This window comes from Priestia sp. TSO9 (assembly GCF_021029645.1).
GTDB lineage: Bacteria > Bacillota > Bacilli > Bacillales > Bacillaceae_H > Priestia > Priestia megaterium_E.
The window spans coordinates 558,530-581,537 of sequence record NZ_JAJEKD010000015.1 but is presented as its reverse complement, the minus strand read 5'-3'; the positions used below and the strand labels follow the sequence as shown (position 1 = coordinate 581,537).

The 23,008-nt window shown below is 35.4% G+C and carries 32 protein-coding genes; 23 read left to right on the top strand and 9 right to left on the bottom strand.

Going from position 1 to position 23,008, the window contains the following annotated elements:
- Window positions 1–3 precede the first annotated feature (3 nt).
- Both LJC66_RS18040 and LJC66_RS18035 read right to left on the bottom strand, forming a co-directional pair.
- A complete protein-coding gene (locus LJC66_RS18040) occupies window positions 4–483 on the bottom strand; it encodes a DUF2975 domain-containing protein (RefSeq protein WP_028409470.1) in 480 nt (159 codons plus the stop codon).
- 28 nt (window positions 484–511) lie between these two features.
- Window positions 512–994: a DUF2975 domain-containing protein gene (locus LJC66_RS18035; RefSeq protein ID WP_097822908.1), complete on the bottom strand. Its 483-nt coding sequence runs from the start codon at window positions 992–994 to the stop codon at window positions 512–514.
- A gap of 567 nt (window positions 995–1,561) precedes the next feature.
- Between LJC66_RS18035 and LJC66_RS18030 the strand changes: the two genes are divergently transcribed.
- The 9 genes from LJC66_RS18030 to LJC66_RS17990 all read left to right on the top strand — a co-directional run bounded on the left by LJC66_RS18030 (window position 1,562) and on the right by LJC66_RS17990 (window position 8,481).
- Window positions 1,562–1,873 carry a hypothetical protein gene (locus tag LJC66_RS18030; RefSeq protein ID WP_230933172.1) on the top strand — a complete coding sequence of 104 codons (312 nt, stop codon included), beginning with the start codon at window positions 1,562–1,564 and terminating at the stop codon, window positions 1,871–1,873.
- 150 nt (window positions 1,874–2,023) lie between these two features.
- A complete protein-coding gene (locus tag LJC66_RS18025; protein WP_230933171.1) occupies window positions 2,024–2,551 on the top strand; it encodes an RNA polymerase sigma factor in 528 nt (175 codons plus the stop codon).
- Window positions 2,535–3,614 (top strand): DUF4030 domain-containing protein, encoded by a 1,080-nt coding sequence (locus LJC66_RS18020; RefSeq protein ID WP_230933170.1) that lies wholly within the window; start codon window positions 2,535–2,537, stop codon window positions 3,612–3,614. The genes LJC66_RS18025 and LJC66_RS18020 overlap by 17 nt, the downstream gene beginning before the upstream one ends.
- A 67-nt stretch (window positions 3,615–3,681) precedes the next feature.
- On the top strand, window positions 3,682–3,945 hold the full coding sequence (locus LJC66_RS18015) for a YesK family protein (protein ID WP_230933169.1): 264 nt from the start codon (window positions 3,682–3,684) through the stop codon (window positions 3,943–3,945).
- Window positions 3,946–4,008: 63 nt separating this feature from the next.
- Window positions 4,009–4,734, top strand: coding sequence for an ABC transporter ATP-binding protein (locus LJC66_RS18010; protein WP_230933168.1), 726 nt, complete (start codon window positions 4,009–4,011; stop codon window positions 4,732–4,734).
- Entirely contained in the window at window positions 4,731–5,558 is an 828-nt protein-coding gene (locus LJC66_RS18005) for an ABC transporter permease (protein WP_230933167.1), read from the top strand. Before LJC66_RS18010 ends, LJC66_RS18005 begins: the two co-directional genes overlap by 4 nt.
- Window positions 5,559–5,571: 13 nt before the next feature.
- Entirely contained in the window at window positions 5,572–6,345 is a 774-nt protein-coding gene (locus tag LJC66_RS18000) for an ABC transporter permease (protein ID WP_195696357.1), read from the top strand.
- 7 nt (window positions 6,346–6,352) lie between these two features.
- Window positions 6,353–7,030 (top strand): response regulator transcription factor, encoded by a 678-nt coding sequence (locus LJC66_RS17995; RefSeq protein ID WP_195696358.1) that lies wholly within the window; start codon window positions 6,353–6,355, stop codon window positions 7,028–7,030.
- Window positions 7,018–8,481: a sensor histidine kinase gene (locus LJC66_RS17990; RefSeq protein ID WP_230933166.1), complete on the top strand. Its 1,464-nt coding sequence runs from the start codon at window positions 7,018–7,020 to the stop codon at window positions 8,479–8,481. Before LJC66_RS17995 ends, LJC66_RS17990 begins: the two co-directional genes overlap by 13 nt.
- 235 nt (window positions 8,482–8,716) lie before the next feature.
- On the opposite strand, the gene LJC66_RS17985 is transcribed toward LJC66_RS17990, so the two are convergent.
- Window positions 8,717–9,583 (bottom strand): alpha/beta fold hydrolase, encoded by an 867-nt coding sequence (locus tag LJC66_RS17985; RefSeq protein ID WP_230933165.1) that lies wholly within the window; start codon window positions 9,581–9,583, stop codon window positions 8,717–8,719.
- Window positions 9,584–9,870: 287 nt separating this feature from the next.
- Window positions 9,871–10,695 (bottom strand): hypothetical protein, encoded by an 825-nt coding sequence (locus LJC66_RS17980; protein ID WP_230933164.1) that lies wholly within the window; start codon window positions 10,693–10,695, stop codon window positions 9,871–9,873.
- A 227-nt stretch (window positions 10,696–10,922) separates the two neighbouring features.
- On the opposite strand from LJC66_RS17980, the gene LJC66_RS17975 reads away from it, so the two are divergent.
- Together LJC66_RS17975 and LJC66_RS27825 are read left to right on the top strand one after the other, a co-directional pair.
- Window positions 10,923–11,249, top strand: coding sequence for an antibiotic biosynthesis monooxygenase family protein (locus LJC66_RS17975; RefSeq protein WP_195696362.1), 327 nt, complete (start codon window positions 10,923–10,925; stop codon window positions 11,247–11,249).
- A gap of 42 nt (window positions 11,250–11,291) precedes the next feature.
- Window positions 11,292–11,420 carry a hypothetical protein gene (locus LJC66_RS27825; protein ID WP_269067663.1) on the top strand — a complete coding sequence of 43 codons (129 nt, stop codon included), beginning with the start codon at window positions 11,292–11,294 and terminating at the stop codon, window positions 11,418–11,420.
- Window positions 11,421–11,678: 258 nt separating this feature from the next.
- Here the strand turns inward: LJC66_RS27825 and LJC66_RS17970 are convergent, their stop codons facing one another.
- A complete protein-coding gene (locus LJC66_RS17970) occupies window positions 11,679–11,981 on the bottom strand; it encodes a hypothetical protein (protein WP_195696363.1) in 303 nt (100 codons plus the stop codon).
- Between the two features lie 248 nt (window positions 11,982–12,229).
- On the opposite strand from LJC66_RS17970, the gene LJC66_RS17965 reads away from it, so the two are divergent.
- The 3 genes from LJC66_RS17965 to LJC66_RS17955 all read left to right on the top strand — a co-directional run bounded on the left by LJC66_RS17965 (window position 12,230) and on the right by LJC66_RS17955 (window position 15,043).
- On the top strand, window positions 12,230–13,285 hold the full coding sequence (locus tag LJC66_RS17965) for a beta-carotene 15,15'-monooxygenase (protein WP_195696364.1): 1,056 nt from the start codon (window positions 12,230–12,232) through the stop codon (window positions 13,283–13,285).
- Window positions 13,286–13,396: 111 nt separating this feature from the next.
- Entirely contained in the window at window positions 13,397–14,647 is a 1,251-nt protein-coding gene (locus LJC66_RS17960) for an erythromycin esterase family protein (protein ID WP_230933163.1), read from the top strand.
- A 108-nt stretch (window positions 14,648–14,755) separates the two neighbouring features.
- Window positions 14,756–15,043 carry a cupin domain-containing protein gene (locus LJC66_RS17955; protein WP_230933162.1) on the top strand — a complete coding sequence of 96 codons (288 nt, stop codon included), beginning with the start codon at window positions 14,756–14,758 and terminating at the stop codon, window positions 15,041–15,043.
- A gap of 24 nt (window positions 15,044–15,067) precedes the next feature.
- Here LJC66_RS17955 and LJC66_RS17950 read toward each other — a convergent pair whose 3' ends face one another.
- Entirely contained in the window at window positions 15,068–15,841 is a 774-nt protein-coding gene (locus LJC66_RS17950) for a Cof-type HAD-IIB family hydrolase (RefSeq protein ID WP_230933161.1), read from the bottom strand.
- A 14-nt stretch (window positions 15,842–15,855) separates the two neighbouring features.
- Complete coding sequence (locus LJC66_RS17945) at window positions 15,856–16,026, bottom strand: hypothetical protein (RefSeq protein ID WP_230933160.1); 171 nt, start codon at window positions 16,024–16,026, stop codon at window positions 15,856–15,858.
- Window positions 16,027–16,140: 114 nt separating this feature from the next.
- Between LJC66_RS17945 and LJC66_RS17940 the strand changes: the two genes are divergently transcribed.
- Window positions 16,141–16,638, top strand: a complete 498-nt coding sequence (locus LJC66_RS17940) for a hypothetical protein (RefSeq protein WP_230933722.1) — start codon at window positions 16,141–16,143, stop codon at window positions 16,636–16,638.
- Between the two features lie 62 nt (window positions 16,639–16,700).
- Here the strand turns inward: LJC66_RS17940 and LJC66_RS17935 are convergent, their stop codons facing one another.
- Window positions 16,701–16,901, bottom strand: a complete 201-nt coding sequence (locus tag LJC66_RS17935; RefSeq protein WP_034650223.1) for a hypothetical protein — start codon at window positions 16,899–16,901, stop codon at window positions 16,701–16,703.
- A gap of 175 nt (window positions 16,902–17,076) precedes the next feature.
- Between LJC66_RS17935 and LJC66_RS17930 the strand changes: the two genes are divergently transcribed.
- The 5 genes from LJC66_RS17930 (at window position 17,077) to LJC66_RS17910 (ending at window position 20,175) form a co-directional block, all read left to right on the top strand.
- Complete coding sequence (locus LJC66_RS17930) at window positions 17,077–17,484, top strand: DUF1878 family protein (protein ID WP_230933159.1); 408 nt, start codon at window positions 17,077–17,079, stop codon at window positions 17,482–17,484.
- 57 nt (window positions 17,485–17,541) lie between these two features.
- Window positions 17,542–17,799: a hypothetical protein gene (locus LJC66_RS17925; RefSeq protein ID WP_230933158.1), complete on the top strand. Its 258-nt coding sequence runs from the start codon at window positions 17,542–17,544 to the stop codon at window positions 17,797–17,799.
- Window positions 17,800–17,941: 142 nt separating this feature from the next.
- Complete coding sequence (locus LJC66_RS17920; RefSeq protein WP_230933157.1) at window positions 17,942–18,475, top strand: sigma-70 family RNA polymerase sigma factor; 534 nt, start codon at window positions 17,942–17,944, stop codon at window positions 18,473–18,475.
- Window positions 18,476–18,478: 3 nt separating this feature from the next.
- On the top strand, window positions 18,479–18,886 hold the full coding sequence (locus LJC66_RS17915) for a PadR family transcriptional regulator (protein ID WP_230933156.1): 408 nt from the start codon (window positions 18,479–18,481) through the stop codon (window positions 18,884–18,886).
- A gap of 8 nt (window positions 18,887–18,894) precedes the next feature.
- The gene (locus LJC66_RS17910) at window positions 18,895–20,175 is read left to right on the top strand and encodes an FtsW/RodA/SpoVE family cell cycle protein (protein ID WP_230933155.1); all 1,281 of its coding nucleotides are present in this window, start codon (window positions 18,895–18,897) and stop codon (window positions 20,173–20,175) included.
- 733 nt (window positions 20,176–20,908) lie between these two features.
- On the opposite strand, the gene LJC66_RS17905 is transcribed toward LJC66_RS17910, so the two are convergent.
- Window positions 20,909–21,190: a DUF4190 domain-containing protein gene (locus LJC66_RS17905; RefSeq protein ID WP_230933154.1), complete on the bottom strand. Its 282-nt coding sequence runs from the start codon at window positions 21,188–21,190 to the stop codon at window positions 20,909–20,911.
- Window positions 21,191–21,470: 280 nt separating this feature from the next.
- Here LJC66_RS17905 and LJC66_RS17900 point away from each other — a divergent pair, with 280 nt between their 5' ends.
- Genes LJC66_RS17900 through LJC66_RS17890 form a run of 3 tightly spaced genes read left to right on the top strand, consistent with a single transcriptional unit; the run spans window position 21,471 to window position 22,842 of the window.
- On the top strand, window positions 21,471–21,761 hold the full coding sequence (locus tag LJC66_RS17900; protein ID WP_028409443.1) for a hypothetical protein: 291 nt from the start codon (window positions 21,471–21,473) through the stop codon (window positions 21,759–21,761).
- 20 nt (window positions 21,762–21,781) lie between these two features.
- Window positions 21,782–22,546 carry a membrane protein insertase YidC gene (yidC, locus tag LJC66_RS17895; RefSeq protein ID WP_230933153.1) on the top strand — a complete coding sequence of 255 codons (765 nt, stop codon included), beginning with the start codon at window positions 21,782–21,784 and terminating at the stop codon, window positions 22,544–22,546.
- 56 nt (window positions 22,547–22,602) lie between these two features.
- Window positions 22,603–22,842, top strand: coding sequence for a hypothetical protein (locus LJC66_RS17890; RefSeq protein ID WP_230933152.1), 240 nt, complete (start codon window positions 22,603–22,605; stop codon window positions 22,840–22,842).
- The last annotated feature ends 166 nt before the right edge of the window (window positions 22,843–23,008 follow it).

Here is a 23,008-nt window from a genome sequence, read left to right as displayed (position 1 = left end):
ACCTCAGACCGTTAAATCATTTTCTGATTTTATGTTAATCGCTTCTTGCAAAAGTCTTTGGAGAACAGCAGCAAAAACTGCGATAACCAACGAAGCAAAAGGAATGACCATTCCAACAAAAATGAGACCTGGGGCATCGTCTTTATCTGCCACGAGATAATAGACGGGCAACCCTAAGACATGCAAACTACAGATAGAAATGGCGCAGTATTTGATGCTCATTAAAATTCGAACAGACAATTCGGAGAAAGCAATGTTCTTATCAATATAACTCAACAGTTTAACAGCTTGATAAAGGGCGAAGTAAAAAGGTAATGTTCCTCCATATAAAAGAATGAAAATGATATATTTTATGGAATGAATACCTAAGAACTCCGCTACCGCATCTGCCAGTTCAGGAACTAGAAATATGCACAAAGTGAGAACTAGAATTCCAATGAGAATAACTGCTATCTTCAAAAATAATGTGGTTGCTATCTTCATAAAAACACCTCTTCTATATTTCAAAATATTAATTGTTTTTTGTCTGTAAATCCATGACATTCTTTATAGGTTTTTGAAACACGTCTACAATGGCTGCGATGATACTTGTTGCCAAGATGCCCATTAGACCTAGAGATATTGGACCTGCTGCATCATCACCTGTGAATTGAGCATGCGCCCTTAAATAAACTATTGCTAACAAAATAAACAAAATGACAGTAAAAGTGCATTTTTTTATTACCTTCAAAGATTGAAGAGATAACTCAGAGAAAGCGTTATTCTTCTCGATATAGGTTAAAAGTTTAAAAGCTTGATAACACGCCAAAGAAAATGTAATACATATTCCATATGTACATACCAACAGTGGATATAACGAATAATCACCAGGACGCTCTATAGCATCTCTTCTGGCTGCTTCAGGCAACAAAAATATACATGCGGCAAGCACTGCAATTCCAATCAGAAAAATGATTACCTTTAAGAAAGTGGTAGAGCCTCGTTTAACATTCATAAAAAACACCTCACTTATTTAATAATAATACGAATTTAACATATGATTTATTGTTTTACAATAAAATGTTATTGTTTTTTATTATATTATTGTTGTTATTAAAATATCCTTTTAATTTTAAACAAAATAAAAAGCATTTCTCATTACAAAGAAATGCTCTTACTTTAGAAGGTTACATTTACAACTTTTTCAACAAAACTTCTTAACAGTTTAATAAAGTGAATCAACAACGAAAGATATCAGACCCTACTTAAAATAAATAATATCTTTAAAACTCACTAACTAATTCACTCAAATTCGAATAATTATTTCCATAGTGGAGAAGTTTTATGCGAATTCCTGCTTGAATTTGAGGGGGAATAGCAAATATAGAAGTAATACAAGCAAATAAAAAACGTGAATTCATGTGTGACTTCACGCTAAAAATGCATTATGAAATTAAATTTTGCACCTCAGAAAAGGACCCGTTAATAAAAATCTATGTTCTTTGATGTTGGGACCATAGAATTTGTATTTTTCAATTCAATAATATATGGTATTATTTTCTTTAGTTAGGAGGTATTTGAAATGAGTATGTCAAAAGAAAGTAAGCCGATTTTACTGACAGTTATTTTAATAGCAGTTGCGTTTGTTGTATTTTTTGCAAATCGGCTGCTTCCCCAAAATTCAATTTTCCCAAGTGAAACCGGTGATTTGACCATTCTGCTGTGGCTGTTTTTTGCGATAGATATTGGCTTTATTGTGGCATTAATTTTAGGAGTTCGAACAAAAAAGCCCAGCGTTGTGTGGTTTAGCATTATCGCAAACAGCATCTTTTTTGTGTTGCTTTCTGGTTTGATTTTTTTATTAGCAATTGCAAATGGGATTTCTGAGCCGTAAGCCTTTGGTTAATTAAAAATTTCATAGATTGTGATAGTAAAAGCTTTCTTAATTAGGAGAGCTTTTTTTATTTTTGTAAATAAAAACCACAACTTTTTTATAAAAATTACGTCTAAGTAACGAATACTAGTTAAAAGGATGGTCAGGACATTGGAGAATACGAAAAAAGAAGAGATTGAGCGTTGGTATGATGAGCATAGTGACGCTTTATTAAAATTTATTTTGATGCTCGTAAAAGATTATCAGCAAGCTGAAGATTTGACCCATGAAACATTTGTAAAAGCCTATCTTTCCTATGATTTATTTCAGCAAAACGCTAGTGAAAAGACGTGGTTATTTTGTATTGCCCATAATGTAACGATTGATTATTTTCGAAAACAAAAGCCTACTAGTCTTTTAAAAGACTTTCTTCTTTCGAAAAAGGATCATGCTCGTTTACCCCAAGAAATGATTGAGCTTAGAGAAACTTCTCTAGAACTGTATCAAGCGTTAGGAAAGCTCAAAGATTCACATCGTAAAGTTATTTTACTGCGCAAAGTTCAAGGTTTTTCCGTTAAAGATACAGCTACTATTTTAGGCTGGTCTGAAAGCAAAGTAAAATCAGCGCAGTTCAGGGCAATTCCTGCTTTAAGAAAGCAGTTAGTAAAGGATGGATATGTATATGAAGAAACCGTTTAATTCTTATATAGATGACAATTCACTAGAAAAATTAAATGGGGAGTTGATTTGGGAACCAAAAAGAAAGCAAAAGCATAAACAAAGGCTTTTAGAAACAATAAATCAATTAGAATCTTCACAACTCGTAAAGTCTAAAAGTAATCTATTTTCTATCAAACAAAATCGCTTTTTAAGAAATATTGTATATTGTGGTATTGCCCTTTTTATTTTGAGCGGTGCGTTCATTAGTTCAGCATTTGTTTCTCCAGCAATGGCCCAAGTGGCTGCTAAAATCCCTTATGTAGGACAGCTTTTTAAGCAAAAGCCTGTATCCGATGTATTGTATCAAGAGCTTGAAAAAGAGGGATATAAAACGGCTAGCGTGGGGCAGACCTATTATGGAGGAAAAAAAGAATTAGTTGTATCAGTAGAAGGATCAGAGAAGTATTTTAATAAGGTACGAGGAGATATTACCGAGATTGCAACTGAAATCTTATCCAAAAGGAATTATGATGCCTATACGTTTAAAATTGAAAGAATGGAGCCGTATGTCTATACGGAACCGAATGCACAAGAGAAAAAAATTGAAAAGATTCAAACTGATATTTCTACAGAATTAGAGAAGCATCATTATGACTTTTTAATAGCTAACGTTAGTTATAATTCTCCGACAAGAGTAGAGCTGGAAATTCCTAATACAGAAAAGAGAGTAGAAGAAATAAAAGCCCTCATTCAGGCTGTTCTGGCTGAAAATAAAGCAGAGAATGCTTCCATAAAAATAAAGAAAATAAACCTTAAGAAACGTGACCAAGACAATCGATGGGGAACTATTGTTACGGATGTGGGTGAAGACTTACTAGGAAAAGAGAAATATCATGTAAAGATGGTAGGCTATTCTGTTCATCCCGCACCACAAGTATTTATCTACACTTCATTAAGCGTTTCTGAAGATAATAAGAAATTTGCCGATGAACTTAAAGGGATTATCGATGAATTTCTTGAAACAAAAGAAATGAAAAATAAAGTGAAAGGTGATTCGTACACAGTTGTGATTTATGGAAAAGGCAATAAGAAACTAAATTAAACACAGCACTTAAAAATTTTTCTATATATGTTCCTCAATAACAGATATTTTGAAAGGTTGATCGATTATGATGATAGGCGGTCCTTTACTTATTGCACTGCTGCCAGGTGTGCTTTTACTCCTTATAACCTGGCTGTTCAGAAAGATGAAGTGGAACAAGGTCATTAGAATGATTCCTTCAATGCTAACCGTTATTGCTGCCGCTGTTCTTTTTTATATTGGCTATGTAGAGGTAAGAGGCTTTGAAGGCGCTGGCTATTTGTTTTTATCTGTATTTTTGCTTTTATTCGCGCTTGTAACCTATATCGTAGCTAAAAAGCCTGTACAATAATTTTTATAAACTTTATAAATTCTTTATAAATCCCTCCTATACTACGTGTAGGGGGGATTTAATATGAAAAATATTATTTTAGAGGTAAAGAGCGTTTCGAAAAGAGTAAGGCGTCGCCACTTAGTAAAAGAAGTATCGTTTCAAATTAACGAAGGGGAAATATGTGGACTGCTAGGGCCAAACGGAGCTGGTAAAACGACGTTAATTCGTTTATTGACGGGGTTGATTAAACCAACTGGAGGAGAAGTTTTTATTAATAATAAACATATTGTTTCACAAAGAAAAGAAGCGCTGCAAAACGTTGGTGCAATTGTGGAGTCGCCCATCTTTTTTTCTTATATGACGGGGAAAGAAAACCTGGCAAACTTAGCTCGCCTGCATTCGTTTTCGACAAAACAAGAAAGGCAGCAAAGAGTGAAAGAAGTGCTTGATATTGTGGGATTAACCGGCAGAGAAAATGATAAAGTTCGAACGTATTCTCTTGGGATGAAGCAAAGGCTCGGAATTGCCCAAGCTCTCTTAGGTGACCCGGATTTGTTGATACTAGATGAGCCAGCCAACGGCTTAGATCCAATGGGCGTACGTGAACTGCGCGAGCTGCTTTTTACCTTAAAACGCGACTATAACAAAACGATTCTGATTTCTAGTCATTTGCTGGATGAATTACAGCGAGTATGTGATCAAATTATGGTGATGAGAGAAGGAGAGTTAATATGGGACGGCGCTTTAGACCAGTTAGCATCTGGTAAAAATCTTGAAGATGCGTTTGTAGAGCTGGTGTCGCAATGAAGGAGCTCTTAGTAGCGGAGTGGGAAAGACTTTGGAAACGAAAAGTGGCGTGGCAGACCTTTCTATTAGTGCCGGTAGTACTGTTAGCTGCTTCATCCTATCTCCAAAAAGAAAACGGAGCACTCACAGTCGATTTACCACAGTATACGTTTGCGGGAAACTTTCCTGTACTGAGCTTAGCTGAAATGTTATTTACCGTTTTTAATGCCATGTTCTTAGTTTTTATTACGCTCGTTGTTACCGGCGAGTACCGGTCAGGACAGCTTCGAATGGTTATGATACGATCATATTCGTTTAAAGAAATCATCATCGCAAAAGCCATAGTGCTTCTGCTGTTTAATGCACTGTTTTTTATTACGTATTTTTGTATGAGCTATGTGATAGGCTTTCTGATGTTTGAACAGCCGCAAAGCTACTTTGTGTTTTATCACAGTCATGCTTTTAACATAAAAGAAGCGCTAGTATATAATCTTTCATTTTATGGATATGCCTACTTAACGACGATTGCGATATGCTGTGTGCTGTTTTTTATCTCTGTTATCAGCAAAACGACCACTACGGCTGTTGGAATCGGCGTGGCTTTTATACTAATCTCGTTTTCATATCCGACTTTATTAACGGGATTTAAGCAGTGGATGAGTGAAGAGCTTTTTGGACAGCTATTTTTTACTTCCGTACCGATGATTCAATGGCAGGGGATCACAGTCATGATGGCAGAAAAACCGCAGTTTGTAGGCTGGAATTTCGGCGTGTTAGGTTTTTATGTTCTGTTTTTTAGCGGTTTAACATATGCAGCGATTCGAAAAAAAGAATCATTTTTATAAAAGGAGAGAAGACATGATGACAGGACTTTTTATCAGTGAATTAGAGCGAACGTTTAAACGAAAGAAAACGGCGGCTGTATTAGCCGTGTACGCAGGGTTACTTGCTTTTATTTGGTTCTTTTTATTTCGAATGGGAGGCACTTCGTTTTTTGATGCAGACCATGACGTGAAAATTGATTCTTTAAATTCCGCGCCTTTGTTTCTTCGAGAACTGTCGTTTGTTATTACGTTTATTGTCATTCCTATGTTTGTGGCAGATAGCTTTAACAGCGAGTACACGTCCGGAGCTTTGCGCATGGTATTGATTCGACCGCATCATCGTGTAAAGCTGTTTTTTGTAAAATGGGCCGTTCAATGTTTGTTAGTTTTTCTTATTCTTTGTATTACTTGGGGAGTGGGCACGTGTGTTGGGAAGCTAGCTATGCCTCACGTAAACGAAACAACATTTTTAGGCGGACATACGCTCGGGACTTTAGGGGCGTTCCTATATTCGCTGAAATTTTACGGCATTTGTTTTTGCATCTTTATAGCGGTTATTAGTATCGGGAGTATCCTGAGTGTTCTTATGCCTAATTCCATTTTATCTTACGTCGCAACTATTGGTGCTTTAATTGGAAGTGTGTATGTTTCAGATAAACTAAGCTTCTTTTTCTCCGTAACCGATTCTGTTTTTCATGAATTAAGCAGCTCAAGCTCTGAATTTTTAGTGAACCTATTATTTCCAATTTTAATCATTAGCCTTATAATAAACCTATTCGTATGGAAAAAGAAAGAATGGGTAGGGTGAACTGGAGATGAACCAAACAATTTTACTAGTGGACGACGAAAAAGACATTATTTCATTTATGAAAGATGCGCTGCAAGATGAAGGATATGAGGTGATGTTCGCTTACGAAGGACAGGAAGCGTTAAAAAAGTTAAAAATAAATCCAGATTTAATTGTGCTGGATGTGATGATGCCAGGCATGGATGGCTTTGCACTTTGTGAACTGATTCGAAAAAGCATATCATGTCCTATTATCTTTTTAAGCGCCAAGCAAACCGAGCAGGACAGAGTAAAAGGACTATTGGTCGGTGGAGATGATTACTTAGTTAAACCTTTTAGCATGAAGGAACTAAAAGCTCGAATTTACGCCCATCTGCGCCGAGAGCAAAGAATTAACAGTAACTCCTATAACAGGCTTCATGTTGGAGAGTTAACGATTGATTTAAATGGCTATCAAATTTTACATAACAATGAAGTGATTCCGTTTACTTCAAGAGAATTTGAGATTATTCATTTCCTCGCTCTTCATCCAGGTCAGGTTTTTACACGTGAGCAGCTGTATGAAAAAGTTTGGGGCTACGACGCGGAAGGAGATTCATCTACTATTACAGAACACGTGAAAAAAATTAGAGCAAAACTATTAAAGTATGACGAAACGCCTTACATTTCAACGGTTTGGGGAATTGGCTACAAATGGGTAAAATAAAAAAATGGATGAACCGGGCGACGTTAAAAGCGCAGTTTGTTTTATCTTTTCATTTAATTTTGCTGTATAGCCTGCTTGCGACGCTTTTAACGTGGGGAATTGTCATCTTAGTGAACTGGTTTTTTATGCCCGGAGCATTGAATCCGGCGAATTATTATGAAAAGAAAATACCGAAAATTATCCAGTTTGTGAACGGAAAGGAAGATGCGCTTCTTTCTAAAAGTGCTAAAAATCAAGTAGAATCGGTTATTCCGCTAGAAGGAATGGATTATCAAATTATAAATAAAGAAGGACAAATCGTGTATGGGTCCATGTCCACTTCATACATAAAAAATAAACGGGATCTTTATTCTCAGGTCAATACAAATATCCATTCAGGTAAATATATTATAAAAGTCTATCCGCTTTTGGATTCAAAAGACGAAGTAAACGGGGCGATTGCTCTAAGATATCAATTAAATGTGACTTCGGCTAATCCAAATATTAAATGGATTGTTGCGCTTGTAACGTTTTTATCGCTAGCCAGTCCGTTTCTTTACTTTTACTTTTTTGCTTATTTGTTTGGAAGACGATTTAGCAAAAAAATTGAACGGCCTTTTAATGAGCTGATGACCGCAGCCAAAAATATTCAGCATAATAATTTAGATTTTTCGCTGTCCGTCACTCAAGACGCAAAAGAATTAAGTCAGCTGCTGCATGCCTTTGAAGAAATGCGAAAAGAATTAAAGCAATCGCTAGCTAAACAGTGGCAGCTAGAAGAAGACCGCAAAGATATGACGGCTGCGATTGCGCATGATTTACGAACGCCTCTTACGATTATTCACGGTCACACCGAAATTTTAGTAGAAGGAAGCAAAAAGGACCCCGAGAGGCTTAATCGATACTTACATACGATTTACACAAATACACAGCGTTCGATTCAACTATTAAATCAGCTGCAAGAAGTATCTGTCATAGAAAATCCGGGCTTTACTGTAAAACGGGAACCTATTGATATCTATACATTTGTTCATGAGAAAGCGGACGAGTTTCAGCTTTTGTGTCAAAAAAAAGAGATTGCATTTGTATCTTCAATTAGTATAGAAGATGCATCCAATCAATTTTACGGAGATCCTCAGCGCATTTCTCAAGTATTAGATAATATCATCACAAACTGTATTCGCTACACGCCTGAACGAGGGGAGATAGCTTGGCATACCGTCGTTCATCACAGCGAAGTAATCTTTGAAATACATGATACGGGTCCTGGGTTTACGTTATCGAACAGAGATCAGCTGTTTAAAAAGTTTTACAGAGAAGATGCGTCAAGAGCAAGCGGCTACGGAAACTTAGGGCTAGGTCTTTATATTGCTCATTCCATTGTGAAAAATCACGGAGGAAGCATCACGGCCGATAATAAGGAGACGGGAGGAGCACTGTTTAAGATTGTTCTTCCAATGGGAAAGAAGTAAACGCGTAAAAAAAGAACCCTCAAAAAAGAGAGTTCCAAAAAGGGTAAGTAAGAAAGAAATATACATGTTCCTTTGGGGGGACTGCATCTGTACAGTAAAATTCATACCCGGTATGCATCTGTTAAAACGTTGAAAAATAATCCAATAATGTAAAAAATAGATCTGAATAGCTTTTATCATTTATAAAAAAGACTGCAAAGCGGCTGTATACCGTACCTTGCAGTTTTTTTCTAGTTTATTTGCTTAAGAAGTCTCTCATAAATTTATTTACCTTTTGGGGCTGCTCATGCTGAGGCGCATGTCCTACACCGTCTAAGCGATGAATCGTTACGTTTGGAACGTATTCTTCGATGCCGTCTAAATTACTGTTTTCAAACGCTTCGTCCGCATTTCCCCATAGTATTAAAGTGGGAGACTGAAATACTTTATGCGGCAGTGCTACAGGTTTATGAACGCGTTCTTCAAATGGATAAAGAGAAGACGCACGGTAGTAGTTAAGCATGGATTTCATTGCATTCGGCTGGTTCCACGCCTCTACGTATTTCGCTGCTTCTTCTTTAGTTAAATAGCCTTTTTTGATGCCAGGCTCCGTCAGCATATTTCTTAGCTTTTCACTATTATTTGCGAGTAGCTCATCTTGAGAATTTGGCTGTTGGAAAAAGCTCATATAGCTGCTTGCTTCTCGTTGAGCAGGATTTTCAGCAAGCTCTCTTATAAAGGTATAAGGGTGCGGTGCATCAAACATGACTAATTTTTTAACATACTGCGGATATGTATAAGCAAATGCCCATGCAACAGCGCCGCCCCAATCGTGTGCCACTAACACACATTCTTTTTCACCAAACGCTTCAATTAACTGTTTTACATCTTCCATTAAAAGGGGCATGCTGTAAGAAGAAATTTCTTCTGGCTTATCTGATAAGTTATAGCCTCGCATATCTACAGCTACCACGCGGTAATCTTTCGAAAACTCTTCTAACTGATGGTGCCACGTATACCAAAAGTAAGGGAAGCCGTGTAAAAACAGCATAAGCTCGCCTTCACCTTTTGTTACGTAATGAAGGTTTACATCATTCACTTTTACATAACCATCTTTAAACATCTTACTCATCCTTTCGCTTTTCACCTTTATTATAGAAAAACTTTACTCTTTATTAGTTGATGTATCAAATAATAAGGTTTCTTTACGCGATAAATGAGCTATAAAGCTCTTTTAAAATCCTTATTTTGGTTATTTTTTATGAAAAATAACACCGATATCCCCAGGTTATATGTGATGCTTCGCTTGACTTAGAAAAAGCGAATATGTGCAAAACGTAAGGAGTAAAAACTTGAGCTTGTAATGAATACAGAAAAAAAGCTCTCTAAAAGTACTTTTAGAGAGCTTTTTTAAAAATCACCGGCCTTGGCGATTCCTAAATTAGATTCAAAGTCGGTAATGTACACACAGGCATTGGTATACTTTTCAGATGCCTTATAGCTGAATTCTCTACTTACACTATAATCTTCACCTATAGGTTTATAAGATTGAATAGATTTAATTTGGTTGTCTAAAGACAAATCAAAATTATGAGTGGCTTTTTTTAATTGTTCGAGCTGCAGCTTGGTGAAACTATCGCGATGTTTTTGGATTTCATCTTGCATGAGTTCTATTTTATATTTAGATAGGGTGTTAATATGATCAATCGCAGGCCCCATATCTTTTTTTATTTGTGCTTCAGAAGAATGGAAGTGTTTATCATCAAATGAATCTGACACGTTATTGCTTTTTTCTGAAATTTTTGTTGCATCTATAACGTCATGAACATTGTTCATGAGCGTAACTTCATAGATAGTCTTGCTTGAATTAAATCTTTTATAGGATTTTACATATTCTTTTTTTGTTAATGCATCTACATCTCTTTTTAATTGCGCTATGCTTTTTTTTAGCTCACTATCATTTTGTGTTTCTACTTTTAACGTACTATTGATAGACGCAGACAGCAGGTTAAAATCGTTTTTATAGCTTTGAAACGTTTTATCTTCTATCTTTCCGTCTTTATTGATTAAGCGTTCACACTCGTTTTGCAGGAATTTCAGCTCTATGGCCAGCTCTTTTTTTGCCTCGCTTCCATCTATGCTCTCATTATTTGAACTTGTGTGACTGCACCCTATTAATCCAAGCGCCAAAGCTATCGTAATGGTCCCAGTTGTTATCTTGCTTATGTTCCTCATGTTGAAACTCCATTTCTATTTGTTTTTACATATAAAGACTATATCATACAAATGGAATATTTATCTTTACATGCTATTAAATGTTACATTTTGTATAGGCAAACTAAAAAAAGTATTATAATGGAATTTATAAAAATAGTGCTAAAAGAAGACAAAGGTAATAGAAAAATTAATTATGCACTTATACTTTTTTACTATTAATATGACGTCTAAAGGAGGAAATCAATATGTCTGGAATTGCTAAAACCCCAGAACCGCCTTATTACGCCGTTATTTTTGCTTCTGAAAGAACGGAAGGTGAGAAGGGTTATGGAATCATGGCAGACAAAATGGTAGAGCTTGCATCTAATCAAAAAGGCTTTTTAGGCATAGAAAGTGCCAGGGACAAAGATTTAGGCATTACCATTTCGTACTGGGATTCTTTAGAATCAATCAAAATGTGGAAAGAAAACTCAGCCCACCGCGCAGCACAGCACAAAGGGAAAACAGAATGGTATCAAACGTTTTCGCTTAGGGTTTGTAAAGTGGAAAGACATAGCTTTTTTGAGATGTAAGGCGTATATGGTTGAGTGTTTTAAAAAAGGGGAGAAGCCGTTATGTTTTATGGTGTTATAGGATTTATAGCCGCTTTTATCACTTTGTGTTCATTAGAAGCAAAGCTAAGAACGATTGTTAAACAAAATGATCGAGTGATTGAATTACTTGAGAAACAGAATAGAGAGTAAGAAAACGCTAATGAACTAACCGTTTATAATATCATCTCCTGATTTTAGCTACCGGAGATGTTTTATTTTAAGAGTCCATAAAAAAAACCTCAGTAGGAGGTCTAGTTATTACTTTTAAAAGCACTTATAACAAGCTCATTTACTGTCGGATGTCATCTAGAGGCTGTATTAAAAGCTAATTATAAAGTGAGGTTATATTTATCGTTTCACCAGAAAATATGAGCTCAATTTCTTTATTTCTTACTTGTGATCGTTCATTTAATCACCGTATTTTTTTCTGTACATGAGAAACGTTATTAAATATATAACTGAAATCATCGTCAGAAATATTAGCGGCGAAATGCCAATGCCATCATAAGAACTTTTCCCTTGAAAAGTCCGATAAATGGACTCTATAACCTCTAAAATCAGCATACCTATAACTACCACAAATGCGTATGATTGAGCCTTCGTGCTGATAAACTTCTTCCTTTCATCACCTTTTCGCGAAGATGATGAAACAAAAATTAAAATTCCGCAAACTAACAGGATGAATGAATACACAATTTTAACCCAATCCATTCTTACTCCTCCTTGTTGAAAATGTAAAAAGTGTTTTACATTATCATTGTATCATCAGTTCCAAAAATGTCAAACTCTTTTTACATTGTAAATTATTTGTATATAAGAATCACTATAGAAGAGTGGATATCTTTAAATGGATTTTATAACACAAAGTCATGTTATAAAGTGACTTAAATCAACTCCATTGGTAAAATGGAAGTAACAGGAATTTTTGTGTTTCACCAACTAAAAGTGAGGTGGGTTGTTTGGTTCTTCATAGAAAAACAGTTTCTTTTGTTGCTCTTTTCTTGTTGCTATTAGTGATAAGCTCGAATTATGTGTTATATCATTCTTCTTTTGGACTTCAGTCGTTGCCTGGTGATTTCAACGGAGTGGTAGTAGGTTCTATTTTAGATTTAAGCCTTGTAGCTCCGCTCTTATTTCTAGCTTGGCAACGTAAGTTCAGTCTAAAGTACTTTATTGTATTAATGGCTACAGGCCTTGTGGCTGCGCGTTTTATCATTCCAAGCGAATACTTGGCTTCTTTTCAGTCGGTTATGTGGCTCGGTGTTGGAATAGAAGGAGTACTCATTTTATTTGAACTTTCACTGCTATTTATGCTAGTTAAAAACGTACCGCCTATTTTAAGAAGGATCAGATCAAGCTCTTTACCGCTTTTATTTTCTTTTTCGCGGGCTGTAAACGAAAAGTTCCCCAAACAAACTTTTATACACATCCTTTGTTCAGAAATGCTGATGTTTTACTATGCGTTTGGAACGTGGAAGAAGCAGCCGAGTACTGAAGGGAATACGTTTACTCTGTATAAACGCTCTAGTTTTATTACGTTTCAAATTATGATTATTCATGCGATTATCATTGAAACATTAGGTCTTCACTGGCTGCTGCACAATACCTCTATCATTCTTTCAGTCGTTTTACTGATCCTTAATATTTATAGCATTATTTTCTTCATAGGAGATATTCAAGCATTAAGGCTTAACCCTTTACGAGTCGATGATGATCGTCTATACATTTCATTTGGTTTAGCGAAGCGTGTGGAGATACCATTTAGAGACATTGCTGAGATAGTAGAAGACGCTCACGTTCTCAAGCAAAAAGTACCTAACACCACGATTGAATTTATCGCCCGCGATTTTGAAACTGTTCATCCTGATCTTTTACTAATACTAAAGTCTCCAACTGAAGCAACGCTTTTTATGGGAATCAAAAAGAAATACCAGCAGGTCGCCATTCGGGTAGATGATCCTCATGCGTTTAAAAAAATAGTCAAAGAACGTTTGGAGAAAGCTAGGACCTTATAGATAGATAAGGTCTTTTTGCTAATGATTAGTTGCTGTACATAAATAGTGAAGTGTTAGCTGTATTTTAGTAAGATGGAAGTAATAGGTAATGTAGCAAAGGGGGAATAGGGTATGGGAATTTTTTTTAGAAGAAAAGAGAAGTATTCAAACTCTATAGAATGGCTATCTAAAAACTCAATCCAGTTAAGAGAACCAGCTAAATGTATGCCTGAAGAGTTTGAATTTCTCCGTCATATAGTAAAAGATAAGAGAATTGTGTGGTTAGGGGAAAACGGTCATAACATAAGAGAACATAATATGATGAAGTCAAAAATAATAGAATTTCTACATAAAGAAATGAATTTTACCGTACTGGCATTTGAAAGCGGCTTAGCCGAATGCTACAGCGCTAATGAGTTAAAGAAAGAGTTTACAGATGAAGACTTTTTAAAAAACGCGATTTATTCTTTATGGGCAACAAAAGAAAATCTGTCTTTGTTTCAGCTAATGAAAAAATCAGATTTAAGTTTAATAGGAATAGATAGTAATCCTTCTTCGAATCCTGAACTTTTCGTAAAATTTGTTCAGCAGCTGAGTTCCGTAGTGTCTGAAGACGTGATAGAAAAGATAGAATACATTGAAGCAGGCGCGTATAAATGGTACTACCAACTAGGGCAATATAAAGCCAGAAGAAAAAAAGTCCCAGCAGAAATGCTACGTGAGTTTGCAACGTTTAAAGAAAAAGCAAGTGCAGTGATAGCAGACTTAGAAGCTATACATAAAGAATACATTTTTGATCTTGAAAATCAAGAGCTTGTACGTCAGTTTAAAATAATCCTTCGCTGCCTGCAAAATCGCTTGTATTTTATAAACCATTTTCATAACAGCTACCGAACATATAGAAAAGGAAGAGAAAAACGAATGAAGGAAAATCTAGAGTGGGTTTGCCAGGAGCTGTACCCTGACCAGAAAATAATTATTTGGGCACATAACCTTCATATTTTTAAACAATACAAAACGTTTACAGGATTTGAACCATTAGGAGCAATTGTTTCTAATGAAATAAAAAAACAGTCTTATTACTTAGGGTTATTTATGTATGAAGGTGAAATACATACGGACACGGGACAGCCATATAAAATAGAGAAGCCGCCTAAAAAAAGTCTAGAAGACTATATGCATCAAGTTCAGTCACCAGCTTTATTTACAGATTTTTCACAGCTTGAAAAATCCTCAGTAAACAAGTGGATATTCACTAAAACGATCTTTTTAGAAGGTGGTACCATGCCAACTTTATTTGTACCGCGTGACCAGCTAGACGGTGCTTTACTTGTTGAATCTGTTTCTCCCCCTGAGTATCTTAAACGCAACAAAAAGAAATAAGAAAACGTAATGAATAAAGAGGTCATGCACATTGAAAACCTATAAATTTACTAAAGAACATGGAAAAAAGCAGAAAAATATCAGTCGCATTTAGCCACTTACGTAAAAATGGTCAGAACAAAGGAAGCAGCTACGATCGGTTATATGTATATAGAAGGAGAAGGAACAGTAGGATATCACGAAGCGCCTATATCTCAGCTATTTATCGTAGTTGAAGGTGAAGGGTGGGTAACAGGAGAGGATCAAAAACGAATACCCATTAGGCGTGGAGAAGCAGCACTGTGGGAAAAAGGAGAATGGCATACATCGGGAAGTGAAACCGGTATGGCGGTCATTGTCATTCAATCGGAAGAGCTAAATCCTGAAACATTTATGGAAAGGAAAAAGCACGCTTAGATAAGTTATCTAAGCGTGACTTTTCTATAGGACTTTAAATTTTTTAAGGGCAAACTCAATCCCGTCTTCACCCGATTTCTTCGTGACAAAATCAGCGGCGCTTTTTAACTTATCAGATCCGTTGCCCATCGCAATTCCGAGACCGGCTAACTCGATCATATCGATGTCATTTTCTCCGTCTCCGAATGCGATAGCCTCAGATTGATGGATGTTAAAATAGTCTAAGACCTTCAGGATAGCTACCGATTTTGTAATTTCTTCTTGAAGAACACTTACGATAAAAGGATGCCATCTTTTAAATAGTAAATGAGGAAATTGCTGCGTATACTGCTCGGCGGTTTTGTCATCGGCATACAAACACATTAAATAAATATCTTCGTCATAAATACGCTCATTAATTTGAGGATAATCACTGAGCGATAATGTTTCCTTCAGTGCTTTTAAAATATTATCATCTTTAATTCCGTTCATGCTGAGCTCTTTTGTGTAAAATGAAAGACCGTGATTTTGCGAGGCTGCGTATTCAAATACTTCGCGCGCGACGTGCTTGTCCATAGACAGCTTATGAATGACTTCTTCATTATGTACAGTAAACGATCCGTTTGCGGTAATAAGCGTATCTATACCTAATTCTTTAACTTCTTCACACAGGGATAAAGACCTTCCGGTAGCGGCTACGATTTTTAATCCTTTGTGCTTTAAACTTTTTACAATTTCTCGAGTTTTGGTGGAAATAGTCCCGTTTTCGTGATGAGTAAGAGTTCCGTCCACGTCAAAAAATACAATTTTATAGCTCATAGTAATCTCCTTGCTTAAACAGCTCGATCTTTTTTTACATTTACAAGCAGTAGCGCACAAATTAAAATAGCAGCTACATATAAAAACGCAGAAATAACCGGTTTATGTAAAAAAGCAGTATGATTGTACAAAGAGTCATACAAATAAAGAGCGGTTAAAAATAGAAAAGGCAGTAGTTTTTTCATGTTGTCACCTCCTGGTTTTATTATACATATTTTCCTTATATTTGTACGTAATCTTAATAAGAGTGATAGAATAATAGTATTTTACATAAGCAAAGAGAAAGAGAAGTGGCGAATATGACTGTACATCACTATATAGGGTCTCCTTATGAATTACCGACAGGAAGCTTTGGCATAAAAGAAAAGCTGGTGCCTTTCTCCGAAGTTTCTTCTTTTAATCGAAATCAAAAGAAAGATAAGCTGATTACAATCTATGAAAAAGAAGAAGATGCGTACGGTATTAGTATCCATTACTTAACTGACGGGTACAGCGATATAAAGCACGCATTCACCTTGCCATATATCTACGAATTATCTTGCGATGTACATTCTAAATCAATAAGAGAGTTGTTTACTTATATTGAGGAATACCTTATAGAGGGCTGTCACATTGAATTATATTCTTGCTTAGATGGTGATGAAGCGGAAGAAAAAGATTCCAGTCTAGATACGAGTATTAACTTAAAAACGCTTTATTTGGGAAAGCATTATAAATTAGATAAAAAGAAGTATATCTATGAATTAGGGGAGATGTTTACATTTGAAGATAAACAATTTGTAGTGGTGGTTAAGTGAGTTGGTTAGCCTGTAACTTTTGGGTAAGAGTTATAGGCTAACCAGTTTAGGTAGACTAATATTTATAAAAAAGGCTTAATATACGGAAGACTCAAACCAAAATAAATAACAAATGACATAAGCAAGTAACACCCAATAACACTTCTTCTAACTGGTTTAGAAGCTTTTTTGAGCCAGCCCCAGTGCTTATCGTCATAGTCAAAGATAAAGTAATCTAAAATCACAGATAACGTGATAATAGCAGCAATTATTAATAAGCCCATATGTATCCTCGCTTTCAATTTATGAAATTATTCCTATTTATAATAATATACCTTATTATTCCATTCGTTACAAAGTCATACCCCTATAACCTATAAATGGTTTATTATTACTACTAGATTATGGTAAAATCCACAGAGTATAGTAGTATCATTTTCTAAGAAAGATGTGAAGAAGTTGGACGTAGTAAAAGAAGTAAAGCTATTAAAATATCAAATGAGTCTCATGAAGCACATGATTAATGCAGAGGAACACCCTTTTTTTATGTTTGCGATTGATCATGAATTTGAAGAAAATCAAGTGAAGGCATTCTTAAAAATACTAGGTGTGTTTAGCTGCCGAATAAAAAGTGAAGAAATTTTCGAATGGTATCAAAATGATCAGCTGTTCTCTCAATTTAACCTTTCGTTAGATAAACTATATGCGTCAGAATCACCTACGCTAGAAGAATTAAAAATGTATGTGACTAAAATTTTTTATCAGGATTTTGAACTAGAATATTTATTGTACAGTTTGAAGAAGCAGTTTATTCAAACCGAAGTTTGTGATTTTTTCTTGAAGTGTTTAAAAACAGATTTGAAATAAATGATTTAAGAGGATTTTAAATATGTAAAGTTTAAAGGGAAAGGAAGTTTAATTGAAGTGGCACGAATTATCAACTTTTGGTCATTTATGTGTGCGGTACTGTGCGTTGTGTTCTTTTTCATCGCTTTTAATCACCCAGCGTTATTTAATATAAATTTTTGTTTAGCAATGATTCTATTTTTCGTCGGCATTTCAGGGTTCTTTGGAATAAACAATTGGGCATCAGCTCTAAGAAGTATTCTAACGGTGGTAATTAGTGCTGGGTTAATTCTAGTAACAGGATTTATTATCTTCATCGGCAATCTTTTTTCATAGTACATACATAAGAGGTACAGCGAAAGGTTCTCGTGTAGAGAATCTTTTTTTATGTACATGCAATTATCCAGAAAATAAAAATGAAAATATAAAAACCTTTTGACAACAAGCTTCGTCTAAGAACAAGAAAGGAGAGGCAGAAGTGAAAGAACTAACCCTAGAATGGATACACGTACAAGACAAAGAATTAGTTATAGATGAAATCATGGATAGATATGGACAAGAAATCTTGCAGCTTGCTTACTCATATGTAAACAGCGTAGCCGTGGCAGAGGATTTGACGCAGGAGATTTTTATTAAATGCTATAAAAACCTTTACAAGTACAGCGGTAGATCCAAGTTTCGGACGTGGTTATGGCAAATCGCAATTAACCACTGTAAAGACTTTTTAAAAAGCTGGTACAACAAAAACATTATACCGGCGACAGACTATTTTCCAAATCATATAAGTGAAAAAGAAAACATAGAGGAAGCTGTTATTCAACACGAAGAAGACCACGAGCTGATGTCAGCTGTTATGAAGCTGCCTACCAAATATAAAGAAGTGATTTACCTCTTTTACTATGAAGAATTGTTAATTAAAGACATTGCGCTCGTAACCAAAACCGGAACGAATACAGTAAAAACAAGACTGAGGCGTGCAAAATCACTTTTAAAAGAAATGCTGGAGGAATGAGTCATGGATAAACGTCTTAAAAATCTTAGAAAAACAATGAATCGTGAAGTGTTTGCTCAGCTGAAATTTACAGAAAACCATAAGAAAAGCATTCACGAAAAAATAAAGCAAGAGACTCATAGCGACGAACAAATTCTGATTGCTATGATGCAGCTGCTTGTGCAGGAGAAAACGGGCTATGAGTTAGTCAGCTTACTGCAAAGCCGAGGAATTTTAAACTTTAAAGAAAACGAAGGGGCTTTATATGTCATCCTGCATCGACTAGAGCTAAAAGGTATATTGACGAGCAGTTGGCAAGAAGACAGAGCTAAGTTTTACCAATTAAATAAAAAGGGCTGCAGGCTACTTAAAAAAGTGGAAGAGCAGCCATTATCTAATCAAATGAGTTTTAAAGAAATATTTGAGGGGTGAAGAAGGATATGAGTGAACAAAGAAATTCATTCTTGGAACAAGTGAAGGCACAAATAAAATCAAAAGAAGCCAAGGCATTTGTTTCTGCGGAATTGCATCATCATTTAAACGAAGTAAAAAGCTATTGGCTGCAAAAAGGGATAAGCGAAAAGCAAGCAGAAGAAAAGGCCGTTAATCAAATGGGAAACCCCATCAGCATTGGTCGAAACCTTAACCGTATTCATCGTCCAAAAGTAGATTGGATTACGCTAGTTTTATTTGCTGCCGCTCTACTTTTAGGGTTTTTGCCACTATTGTCTCAAGGGTATATGAGTGGTAATCATTTTCCTATGTATAAGGCTATCTTTGTGGTTTTGGGTGGAATTTTAGCTCTTGGCATGATGTTTATAGACTATAGAAAGATGGCCAACAAGGGATGGATATTCTATTTACTAGGTACCTTACTCTTATTATTTTTGACAAGATACTTTAATACGCTCGTAGAAGGACAAGCCGTTTTAAAGATAGGTCCTTTGAAGATAGAAGGTTTGATGGCCATTCCTTTTTTCCTTATGGCATGGGCAGGTTTCTTTCAAAGTAATCGCTTTAAAGTGTGGCAATTCTTGCTTTTATTTTTTCTGTCATCGTATTTCTTTTTACAATTTAGCCTTACAACGCTCTTTATATATGTAGCCATGACGTTTACGATGATCTGGTGGAGTAAGCTAAATAAAAAGAAAATAGCCATTGTCCTAGGAGCTGGCTTTGCGTTAGTCGCTGCTTGGGGAATAATTGGATGGATGACCGTTGCTTATTATCAAAAGCAAAGACTACTCTCATTTATAAACCCTTATAATTCAGAAGAGTACTTTGGTCTTTCAAAGGTTCATCATTTATTTATGGATGCAGGATGGTTTGGAAAACATTTATTTGTCGATCAAATGATTCCTCAAGCGAATACGAACTTTGTATTCCTAAGCTTTACTTATTATTATGGGTGGCTATTTGCGACAATTCTTTTTCTAGTTCTTTCTTTAGTTGTTGTTAGAATCACGTTTATTGCTAAAAGAATTGGTGATTCGTATACTAAACTGCTGCTAGTGGGGGTTATGATAATTTATACGATACAACTTGTTGGACATGTAGGAATGATTGTCGGATTCTTTCCTATGACAAACATGTCGTTACCGTTTATTAGCTACGGATTGATGCCGGTTTTGTTAAATGCATTCTTAATAGGAATTGTGTTAAGCATTTATAGACGCAAAGATCTATTTGCTACAAACACCTTACAGGGTAATCAGCAATAGATTATAGATCGTGAGACTTTAAAATCTGTTGGTGTTATAAACTGATGATGAATAATTGATTTCATAAAGACAAGTAAAACAAACGCTGGAAAATGAATGCCAGCGTTTGTTTTATGTCTAGAGTGGTTATAGGTCTCTTACTTAACCCTTTGTTGTAGCTGTTCGTTTCCCGTATCTCTTTTCAATAATTTTATACGTAACTCCAGTTAAAACGGACAGTGTTAACACCTTTCCTATAAGGTTAAGACCATAGTTATATTTTAACGTATAAAAGAGGGCTAAATTGTTAGCCCTCTTTTAAGTAAGCTTGTTAAGTGACCAGCTGTTTTTTAACTCAGTTATTTACATTCAAAAGAATAGTCATTGGTAATTGGATTATGTATCTCTACTATGGCTTCTCCGCCGTTATCATAACATTTTGAGGTCAAAGTTTGTATCTCTGTACTATTAAAATAGCTAGAACAGTTAAGCAACACAGAGATTACTAGTAGTAAAGTAAGTAAAACAATTACTATTTCTTTTATTCTGGATTCAACGATAGGTTTAATTTTTTATTCTCCTTTGCAATTTACATGAAAAGCTATAGGTATAGTAACAATCTGTCATAGTTAACGTTTGAATTTCAAAAGCTTGATCTTCGGATAGTCGAAAATCAAGCTTTTATTCTTTCGCATAGAAAATTCAATAATCCTATCTACACCCCGATTTTCCTACATGTTTTAATTGACCTGTTTTATTCATAGTCCACCATCGTTCCGCCAAACATAAACGTAATAATCCCTAATACAAAGAACAGCTGAGAAATTACGCCTACTATACTGCAAATCAATCCTGCAATTGCGAGTCCTTTACCGCCTTGATTGGAAGCAGCTATTTCGTTTGAAGCTTTTTTGTAGAGGATAATGCCGATAATACCTGTAATAAACCCGATGATTGGAATAAAAATGGACAGGATACCTAGAGTTAGAGAAACAATAGAGTTGGTGTTTACTTGAGGTTTTGTATTAGTTTCCAACAGATTCACTCCCTATGAATGATATTTTTGATTATACCATAAAAAGGAATAATATCCTTTTTACTAATAAAAGTAGAAATTTTTAGAATTATATGTGTGCCGGTATATTGTCTATACGTCATTTCATCAACCGTATAATGACAGCTACAAAAAGAAACTTATTTTTTGACTCCTATAAGGAAATCGGTTTCGCGGGCTATCTTAGAGTAAATCTGCTTCATAAAACATTTAACCTAAATTAAGGAAAATGTGATACAATAATCCACAAGGATGTGAATAAATGGAATTGTTTATACCGGATGCTTTTCTGTATTTATCATTTGCGATTATGACGGCATTCTTTGTGCATGCTGCTATTAAACTAGCTACATTTCAAACAATACATAAGCATGTTTGTCTGCAGCAAAAGGATATGTATCTTATACAAAACGTGAATCTTTTACGCGCTCAGGATCTCATATGCTGCGTGTATTACAAATTTAAATTTATATATTCTGTTCACAGACAAGAAGCAATAGGTGAACAAGATGATGAAGGTCCGCATTCGCCAGTATTTTTTTCATTTAACTAAAAAATACTGGAGGAATATAAATGTTAAAACATAAAAAGAAGTTTTTCTTTATTTTTGTTTCCATTTTTCTACTTGCCGGCTGTGATTCAGCAAACGTGATTCAAAGTTCGCACACTCACTTTTTTGATCACTATTTTATTTATCCTTTTTCACTGCTCATTTTGTTTATAGGAAATACGTGGCTTCACCAAAGTATTGGTTTTTCAATTATGCTTGTGACGGTTGGCGTACGTATGCTGCTGGCGCCTTTGAACATTCTTCAATATAAAAATCAGCTGAGCAATAAACGTATACAGCCTCAGCTTCAAGAGCTAAAAGAGAAGTACAAAGATAAGGATCCTGAGAGTCAGCAGCAATATCAGCGTGAAATGATGAAACTGCTTAAAGAAAATGGAGCCAATCCTCTTATGGGATGCCTTCCTTTACTTGTTCAGCTTCCTGTCTTTTCAATCGTGTACTACGCGATTAGACGAATAGATGAAATTAGCGCATCATCTTTTTTATGGCTTGACTTAGGACATGCAGATCCGTATTTTATTCTTCCAATCGCGGCGGCAGTGGCTACGTACTTACAGTCAAAAGTTATGCAAAGTGATGTAGAAGGAATGAATCAATCGCACGCAGTGTTATCTCAAATTCTTTCGCCCCTCATGGTGCTTTCATTTGGAATATTTTCACCGTCTGGTCTTGTTTTATACTGGATGACGGGCAGTTTGTTTATGATTTTTCAGTCTTTTGTATTAAAGAAGGTTTTTCAAGAAAAAGTAGCGCTTGAAGCAAAATAAAGAGATCAAAAGGTTGCTCTGTTAGGAGCAGCCTTTTAGTGAAAGGAGGGAGCATTATGAAAAAATATATCATTTCATTCGGCGTAACAATTGGTACCATAGCACTTCTGTTTTTTATGGGAAATACATTTCATATTTCGTTGCTTTCAGTTCAATGGATTTATGTAAATGAACCGGAAAATTTTCAAATGGAAGCAAAAGGCGGTTTAATACCGGTAGCCCTTGGACTTATTCTTGGTTTTATAACCGACTACGTATTACGTGAAAAAGAAAAAAAGCAGCGTTATCAATTATAGTGAAGAAAAAAGGATCTTTTATAGCAGATCCTTTTTTTTATTTGTGATTTCGCTAAATAGGTCAGGCAAGAATAGTACAGGCAGATGTTGTCATACATATTACGGTCATCAAAAACAAATGAAGAGGCAGCAAACCTTTATGTTATCATCGACTTTTTATAGTTTA

Coding starts and splice junctions, on each gene's coding strand:
- LJC66_RS18040 (WP_028409470.1), bottom strand. CDS start 483: ATGAAGATAGCAACCACATTATTTTTGAAGATAGCAGTTATTCTCATT.
- LJC66_RS18035 (WP_097822908.1), bottom strand. CDS start 994: ATGAATGTTAAACGAGGCTCTACCACTTTCTTAAAGGTAATCATTTTT.
- LJC66_RS18030 (WP_230933172.1), top strand. CDS start 1,562: ATGAGTATGTCAAAAGAAAGTAAGCCGATTTTACTGACAGTTATTTTA.
- LJC66_RS18020 (WP_230933170.1), top strand. CDS start 2,535: ATGAAGAAACCGTTTAATTCTTATATAGATGACAATTCACTAGAAAAA.
- LJC66_RS18015 (WP_230933169.1), top strand. CDS start 3,682: ATGATGATAGGCGGTCCTTTACTTATTGCACTGCTGCCAGGTGTGCTT.
- LJC66_RS18010 (WP_230933168.1), top strand. CDS start 4,009: ATGAAAAATATTATTTTAGAGGTAAAGAGCGTTTCGAAAAGAGTAAGG.
- LJC66_RS18005 (WP_230933167.1), top strand. CDS start 4,731: ATGAAGGAGCTCTTAGTAGCGGAGTGGGAAAGACTTTGGAAACGAAAA.
- LJC66_RS18000 (WP_195696357.1), top strand. CDS start 5,572: ATGATGACAGGACTTTTTATCAGTGAATTAGAGCGAACGTTTAAACGA.
- LJC66_RS17995 (WP_195696358.1), top strand. CDS start 6,353: ATGAACCAAACAATTTTACTAGTGGACGACGAAAAAGACATTATTTCA.
- LJC66_RS17990 (WP_230933166.1), top strand. CDS start 7,018: ATGGGTAAAATAAAAAAATGGATGAACCGGGCGACGTTAAAAGCGCAG.
- LJC66_RS17985 (WP_230933165.1), bottom strand. CDS start 9,583: ATGTTTAAAGATGGTTATGTAAAAGTGAATGATGTAAACCTTCATTAC.
- LJC66_RS17980 (WP_230933164.1), bottom strand. CDS start 10,695: ATGAGGAACATAAGCAAGATAACAACTGGGACCATTACGATAGCTTTG.
- LJC66_RS17975 (WP_195696362.1), top strand. CDS start 10,923: ATGTCTGGAATTGCTAAAACCCCAGAACCGCCTTATTACGCCGTTATT.
- LJC66_RS27825 (WP_269067663.1), top strand. CDS start 11,292: ATGTTTTATGGTGTTATAGGATTTATAGCCGCTTTTATCACTTTGTGT.
- LJC66_RS17970 (WP_195696363.1), bottom strand. CDS start 11,981: ATGGATTGGGTTAAAATTGTGTATTCATTCATCCTGTTAGTTTGCGGA.
- LJC66_RS17960 (WP_230933163.1), top strand. CDS start 13,397: ATGGGAATTTTTTTTAGAAGAAAAGAGAAGTATTCAAACTCTATAGAA.
- LJC66_RS17955 (WP_230933162.1), top strand. CDS start 14,756: ATGGTCAGAACAAAGGAAGCAGCTACGATCGGTTATATGTATATAGAA.
- LJC66_RS17950 (WP_230933161.1), bottom strand. CDS start 15,841: ATGAGCTATAAAATTGTATTTTTTGACGTGGACGGAACTCTTACTCAT.
- LJC66_RS17945 (WP_230933160.1), bottom strand. CDS start 16,026: ATGAAAAAACTACTGCCTTTTCTATTTTTAACCGCTCTTTATTTGTAT.
- LJC66_RS17940 (WP_230933722.1), top strand. CDS start 16,141: ATGACTGTACATCACTATATAGGGTCTCCTTATGAATTACCGACAGGA.
- LJC66_RS17935 (WP_034650223.1), bottom strand. CDS start 16,901: ATGGGCTTATTAATAATTGCTGCTATTATCACGTTATCTGTGATTTTA.
- LJC66_RS17915 (WP_230933156.1), top strand. CDS start 18,479: ATGGATAAACGTCTTAAAAATCTTAGAAAAACAATGAATCGTGAAGTG.
- LJC66_RS17910 (WP_230933155.1), top strand. CDS start 18,895: ATGAGTGAACAAAGAAATTCATTCTTGGAACAAGTGAAGGCACAAATA.
- LJC66_RS17900 (WP_028409443.1), top strand. CDS start 21,471: ATGGAATTGTTTATACCGGATGCTTTTCTGTATTTATCATTTGCGATT.
- yidC (WP_230933153.1), top strand. CDS start 21,782: ATGTTAAAACATAAAAAGAAGTTTTTCTTTATTTTTGTTTCCATTTTT.
- LJC66_RS17890 (WP_230933152.1), top strand. CDS start 22,603: ATGAAAAAATATATCATTTCATTCGGCGTAACAATTGGTACCATAGCA.